At 63.3% G+C, this 6,497-nt stretch carries 4 protein-coding genes and 1 pseudogene; 3 read left to right on the forward strand and 2 right to left on the reverse strand.

What is annotated here, in order from left to right; all coding sequences use genetic code 11:
• Positions 1 to 71 precede the first annotated feature (71 nt).
• Positions 72 to 830, reverse strand: coding sequence for an SDR family NAD(P)-dependent oxidoreductase (locus AC3WR3_RS03245; RefSeq protein ID WP_454009251.1), 759 nt, complete (start codon positions 828 to 830; stop codon positions 72 to 74).
• Positions 831 to 954: 124 nt separating this feature from the next.
• On the opposite strand from AC3WR3_RS03245, the gene AC3WR3_RS03250 reads away from it, so the two are divergent.
• Positions 955 to 1,878 (forward strand): LysR family transcriptional regulator, encoded by a 924-nt coding sequence (locus AC3WR3_RS03250; RefSeq protein WP_492291147.1) that lies wholly within the window; start codon positions 955 to 957, stop codon positions 1,876 to 1,878.
• Here AC3WR3_RS03250 and AC3WR3_RS03255 read toward each other — a convergent pair.
• Positions 1,858 to 2,868 (reverse strand): helix-turn-helix transcriptional regulator, encoded by a 1,011-nt coding sequence (locus tag AC3WR3_RS03255; protein ID WP_492291148.1) that lies wholly within the window; start codon positions 2,866 to 2,868, stop codon positions 1,858 to 1,860. The genes AC3WR3_RS03250 and AC3WR3_RS03255 overlap by 21 nt on opposite strands.
• Before the next feature lie 229 nt (positions 2,869 to 3,097).
• Here AC3WR3_RS03255 and AC3WR3_RS03260 point away from each other — a divergent pair, with 229 nt between their 5' ends.
• Positions 3,098 to 5,134, forward strand: coding sequence for a glycoside hydrolase family 3 protein (locus tag AC3WR3_RS03260; protein ID WP_492291149.1), 2,037 nt, complete (start codon positions 3,098 to 3,100; stop codon positions 5,132 to 5,134).
• 512 nt (positions 5,135 to 5,646) lie between these two features.
• Positions 5,647 to 6,375, forward strand: a pseudogene (locus AC3WR3_RS03265) (sensor domain-containing diguanylate cyclase); the annotation flags it as partial.
• Between the last annotated feature and the right edge of the window lie 122 nt (positions 6,376 to 6,497).

Below are 6,497 nucleotides of genomic sequence, written 5' to 3' on the forward strand. Positions count from 1 at the left end.
GTTCTACCAAATAACAGAAGGCCCCCTCAACCGAGGGGGCCTTCTGTTTTGTGTTGTTGGGGCAAGGCGGCCTAGATAAACATGCCCCCAGAGGCCTCGATGCGCTGGGCGGTGATCCAGCGGTTGTCGTCGGAGAGCAGGGCGGCGATGACACCGCCGATGTCGTCGGGCTGGCCGACCCGGCCGAGCGCCGTCTGGCTCGCGAGGAAGGCGTTGACCCCCTTGTCGTCGCGCACCACGCCGCCGCCAAAGTCGGTCTCGATGGCGCCGGGGGCCACCACGTTGACGGCGATGCCCCGGGGACCCAGCTCCTTGGCCAGATAGTGGGTCAGCACCTCCACGCCCCCCTTCATGGCGGCATAGGCGGCGTAACCCGGCATGGCGAAGCGGGTGAGGCCGGTGGAGAGGTTGATGATGCGCCCGCCATCACGAAGCAGCGGCAGCAGCTTCTGGGTCAGGAAGAAGGTCCCTTTGAGGTGGATGTTGAGCAGGGTGTCAAATTGATCCTCCGTGGTCTGCTCGAAGCTGGCGTGAATGCCGATGCCGGCGTTGTTGACCAGGTAGTCGAACTGCGGCCGTTGCCACTCCCGGGCGAGCAGTTGCGTCACCTCCTCTGCGAAGGCGGCAAAGGAGGCGCTCACCCCCACATCCAGCGCCAGGGCATGGGCCTGGACCCCGAGCGCCCTGGCCTCAGCCACCACGGCGGCAGCCTCGTCGGCCTGGCTGCGGTAGGTGATGATGAGATCCACCCCCTTGGCCGCAAGGGCGAGGGCGCTGTGTTTGCCAAGGCCACGGCTGGCGCCGGTGATGAGGGCTATGGGTCTGGTCATGGTGTGACTCCTGTGGGTGGCAAGGGCTCGGTGCGAGCCGACCGGATCACTGTATTGTTCCTTTATTGCCGGATAAATAGCGTGATAATGAAATCACTGTTCCGCTTGAAGAGACAATCAGCTCATGGATCAACTGGATGCGATGAAATTGTTCGTGCGGGTCGCCGAGCTCGAGAGCTTTACCCGCTGCGCCGAGCAGCTGGGCATCCCCAAGGCGACCCTCTCCGCCGCCATCCGCCGGCTGGAGGAGCGCATGGGCACCCGGCTCCTGCTGCGCACCACCCGGCGGGTGCAGCTCACCACGGATGGTCAGCTCTGCTACGCCAGGTGCCGGGATCTGCTGGCGGACATGGAGGAGTTTGACGGTCTGTTTCGCCAGGGGGGCCAGATCTCGGGGCAGTTGCGGGTAGACATGCCAAGCCGGATGGCGCGCCATCTGGTGATCCCGGCGCTGCCCGCCTTCCTGGCGCAGCACCCCGACTTGCAGCTGATGCTGAGCAGCACGGACAGGCGGGTGGATCTGGTGCGCGACGGCTTCGACTGCGTGGTGCGGGTGGGGGCGCTGGAGCCTTCCAGCCTGGTGGCGCGGCCCCTTGGCCACTATCGCCAGATCAACTGCGCCAGCGCCGCCTACCTGGCCCGTCACGGGGTGCCGCAGACCCTGGCGGATCTGGTCGGGCACCGGCTGGTCCATTATGGCTCCGGGCAGGGGCGCAGCGAGCCGGGGTTCGAGTACCAGCTTGAGGATGGCAGCCGCGCCCTCCTGCCGATGGCGGGGGCCCTGATGGTCAACGACAGCGAGACCTACCTGGCGGCGGCGCTGGCGGGGCTTGGCATCATCCAGATGCCGAGGGTGGGGGTGGAGGCGTTGCTCGGGCGCGGCGAGCTGATGAGCCTGCTGCCCCAATGGCAGGCGCCGCCGCTTCCCATCCACGCCCTCTATGCCCATCGCCGCCAGCTGGCGCCCAGGGTCCAGCTCTTCATCCACTGGCTGGCGGCGCTGCTCGCCCGGGCCCTGGCCGGGGAGTCAGAGCCGGCTGCGCCTTGAGCGGTATTCGCTGGGGGAGAGGGCGAACGCCTCCTTGAAGAAGCGGGTGAAGCTGCTCTGGCTGGCAAACCCGAGGCGCCCACCCACCTCCTGCAGCTGGAGGCCGGGATCCTGCAGCAGCCGGCAGGCCTCCTCCCTTCTTACCTGCTCCAGCAGGGCCGAGAAGTGGCACCCCTCCTCGCGCAGGTGGCGGTTGAGGGTCCAGCGGGTCAGCCTGAGGGCCTCGCAGATCCCCGCCAGCAGGGTGGGGGAGTCGACGCTCTCCTGCCAGAGCCGCTGGCGGATGAGCCCGAGCACCCGCTCCCGATAGTGGCTGCTCGGGCGCAGCAGCCGCATCTGGCCGTCGAGCTCCCCCAGCAGCAGGGGTTGCAGGGGGCCGTTGCAGCCGCCGTGGGCGAGATCGAGCAAGGTCGCGGGGAAGCGCAGCTCAAAGCCCTCTCCCCGTTGCAGCCGCTCCCCCAGCCAGGCCCCCAGCTCGCGCCACAGCCTGGGCCGCACCGGGGTGGGCAGCACCAGCTGGCCCTGGCCGGGGTGGTAGAACTGCAGCAGGGCATAGAGGTGGCCGAGATTGGCCAGGCTGCTCATGGCGATCACGTCCGGGTGATCGGACTCCGAATGGTAACCGAGCCTGGCCTGCCCCTCTTCCTCCCGCAGCACTATCCGATCGCACTCGCCGATGAGGGGGCGGTAGGCGAGGAAGAAGTGCAGGGCCTGGCGCAGGGTGGCGGCGTTGCAGCACAGGCTCGCCAGCGGCAGGTAGTCGGCAAAGAGCCCCGAGAGCGAGGGGGGCGACCACTTGTGGGTCATGTCCAGATGGGGGGCGACCTGGGTCAGCAGCCGGAAGTGGCGCTGGGCGTCGATCCGCCCCTGGGGGAGCAGCAGCTCTTCTCTGGCAATCCCGGCAGCTTGCAGGAGCTGGGCCGGATCCCGGCCCTCTCTCTGCCAGTGGTTGAGGCAGTGCAGGGCTATCCGGTTGGAGACTGTCTTCACGGCGAAAATCCTTGTCGGCGGTGGCCCACCATCATCCGCCAACGGCCATGAATTGCCGTGAGCCAGGTTCGGCTTCATGTTTCAGAAATGTAACCAAGGGTAACCCTGCAACCCTTTTCACACTTTTCGAACTTGCTCCCAACCGGCAATTCCCTGCACCCGCAGGGCAAGTGAGGCGGGCCGATTTTGCATACAGTGGCCACTCCTACACACAAGGAAGATAACAATAATGAAATACCACTCGCTCTCCCGAACCCGCGTCGCCCTCGGCATAGGGGCCCTGCTGCTGGCAGGGTGCAATGACAACGACTCCACCCCCAAGCCGGAGCAGCCCACTCTGGGCCACCGCACCGTCAGCCTGATCGAGCAGGATGGCCTGCAATTCAAGGATCTCGATGGCAGCGGCACCCTGACTCCTTATGAAGACTGGCGCCTTGGCGCCGCCGAGCGGGCCCGGGATCTGGTGGGCAGGCTCTCCCTGGCCCAGAAGGCGGGCCTGATGATGCACGGCACCCTGGTGCTGGACGCAGACGGGCGGGTCAACCTCACCGCCATGGAGAAGATGCTGCGGGAAGACGGCGTCAATACCTTCATCACCCGCATGGCGGGGGATCCGGCGGCCATCGCCGACGACAACAACCGGCTGCAGGCCCTGCTGGAAGGGGTGGGGCTCGGCATCCCCATGACGGTGAGCACGGATCCCCGCAACCACTTCACCCATGATCCCAACGCCACCAGCATAGGTGCCGGGGCCTTCTCCCAGTGGCCGGAGACCCTGGGGCTCGCCGCCATCGGCGATGCCGCCCTGGTGCAGCGCTTTGGCGACATCGCTCGCCAGGAGTACAGGGCCGTCGGCATTCACGAGGCCCTCTCTCCCCAGGCGGATCTCGCGACCGAGCCGCGCTGGGGCCGCATCAACGGCACCTTCGGTGAGGACAACCTGCTCGCCAAATCCCTGGTCAAGGCCTACATAGAGGGCTTCCAGCAGGGGAGCGACGGCATAGGCAAGGAGAGCGTGGTCACCGTGGTCAAGCACTTCGCCGGGGCCGGTCCCCAGAAAAACGGCCTGGATGCCCACAACCCCTGGGGCAAGGAGCAGGTCTACCCGGGCGGCCAGTTCGCCTATCACCTGGTGCCCTTCGAGGGGGCCTTCGAGGCCAGGGTGGGGGCCGTGATGCCCTATTACGCCCTGCCCGAGGGGCTGACCTATGAAGGCCAGGCCATCGAGGAGGTGGGCTTTGGCTTCAACCGCCAGATCCTCACCGATTTGCTGCGGGGCCACTTCAAGTTCGACGGCGTGGTGCTGAGTGACTGGGGCATAGTCAACGACTGCGACAGCCGTTGCGAGCAGGGGCTGACCCAGGATGAGGTGACGGCGGGGGTCAGCCCCTGGACAGTGCCCTTTGGCATGTCCTGGGGGGTGGAGAAGCTCACCAAGGCCGAGCGCTATGCCAAGGCCATCGACGCCGGGGTGGATCAGTTCGGCGGCGTGGAAGATCCCGCCCCCCTGCTCGCGGCGGTGCAGAGCGGCCTGGTGACCGAGGCGGCCATCACCACCTCGGCCGAGCGGATCCTGGAACAGAAGTTCGCCCTGGGGCTGTTCGAGAACCCCTATGTGGATACCCAGGCTGCGGTGGCCCTGGTGGGCAAGGCCGAGTTCCAGCAGGAGGCCCAGGCCGCCCAGGCGGCGTCCCACGTGTTGCTGAAGAACGAGGGATCCCTGCTGCCGCTCAAGGCGGACGGCAAGCGGGTCTACCTGCATAACGTCAACGCCGAGGTGGCCGCGGCCAACGGCTACACCGTAGTGACCGAGCTGGCCCAGGCCGATCTCGCCATAGTGCGGGTCAACGCCCCGGGTGAGCAGGATCCCCGTTTCCCGTTTGGCAGCATCCACTTCGGTCAGCTCGGCTTTGCCAGTGCCGATCAGGTGGTGCAGGAGACGGCCCACGAGGGGGTCTACCGCGGGGCGGACGAGTACGTCGCCATCCAGGCCATCACGCAGGCCGGGGTGCCCATGGTGCTCTCCGTCTATCTGGACAGGCCCGCCATCCTGACCGAGGTGGCACCGGCGGCCCAGGTGCTGCTCGCCAACTTCGGTGCCCTGGATCAGGCGCTGTTCGACGTCATCAGCGGCAAGGTCAAGGCCAGCGGCAAGCTGCCCTTCGAGCTGCCCTCCAGCTGGCAGGCGGTGCAAGACCAGCACCCGGACGTGGCGAAGGACTCCGCGAACCCGCTCTACCCCTATGGTGCCGGCCTGGCCTATTGAGGGCGAGCCCTGCATCCATCATCAAGGCGCCTGCGGGCGCCTTTTCCATGGCTAGGACTCGGCAACGGCCTGCTCACCATGAGGCCGCGGCCATCAAGGAAGAAGTGAAAGCGTCGCCCAGGCGCGTCGTGTCCTCGCCCCTTTGCAATGGCACGCGATAACCATTGCATCGACCTCTAGTGTTGAAGTTGTCTTTATTGGGTCGTTATTTATCCGAAAAATGATGTCCCACAGAACAAGCGTTCCAGTTCCCACATGGTTGTTATACTCTTGAGCAAGAAAATATGGATACATAGAAAATGGTTATCTGGACTCTTGGCTGCTGCGGATCAGAGCAAGGCCAGGCTCTCATAATAAAATAGTGCGAGGTCGCCATGCACAATCAAAATAATGAAAGAAGTTTTGATCCAAACTTTTTATCCAATATTGGCCCTGGGCAGAAGATCACCATTCCCGTCTCCTTTATTCAGGATCTGACCCAGGCGGCCTCGCTTCAAGATGTATTGAATGTGATGGCGAATTGGATTTTTTATCTTTTTTCTGCCGAGAGGGCCAGCATTACCATCAAGGAGAATGATGCCTCCTTGAAGCTCTATTCGGTGATGGGGAATAATGCGATTCCCATGGAGTCTCTGGTTCCCATTCATGGCTCCATGGTGGGGCGGGTCTTTTCGACCAGCATGCTGACGATCTGTGACGACTTGAGCCAGTCCCCCGATCTGGACTGCAAGATCTTGTCCCGGCACGGCATGGGGTGTTGCATGGATGCGCCCATGATGCAGGGCTCGGTCTGTATCGGGACCCTGAATGTTGCACACCACCAGAGAGCCTATTACACCGCCGAACACGCCATCTTGTTGCAATGCCTGGCCAACTGGCTTGCCCTCAATATACAGCTGCACCTGCAGGTGACGGAAATGGAGCTGCAGGCATCAACAGACTATCTGACGGAAACCGCCAATCGAAGAGCATTCATGAACGAGGGTGAACGCAGATTAATAATGTCGAGATTGGCTGATACGCCAATTTTTGTCGGTATATTGGATCTGGATCACTTTAAAAATCTGAATGATAAATATGGGCATGATGCGGGTGATTATGTGCTGAAGGCGATTGCCAAGCTGGTAAAAAGAAAAATAAGGGCAGACGACATATTCGCCAGAATAGGTGGAGAGGAGTTCGCAATAATTGTGAACGATTGTCATCCTGATAATGATTCATCCATATTCGACAATATTCGCGCGCTCATCGAGCAGCAGATCATCGAGTACGAAGGGGAAATAATAGGCTATGTCCCAATTACGTGTTGCATGGGGCGCCCCAGCGCCTCATGCAAGCAACGTGGGATAGTCACCTCCCTTCC

This window comes from Aeromonas sp. EU05-FHT14A05 (genome assembly GCF_058791175.1).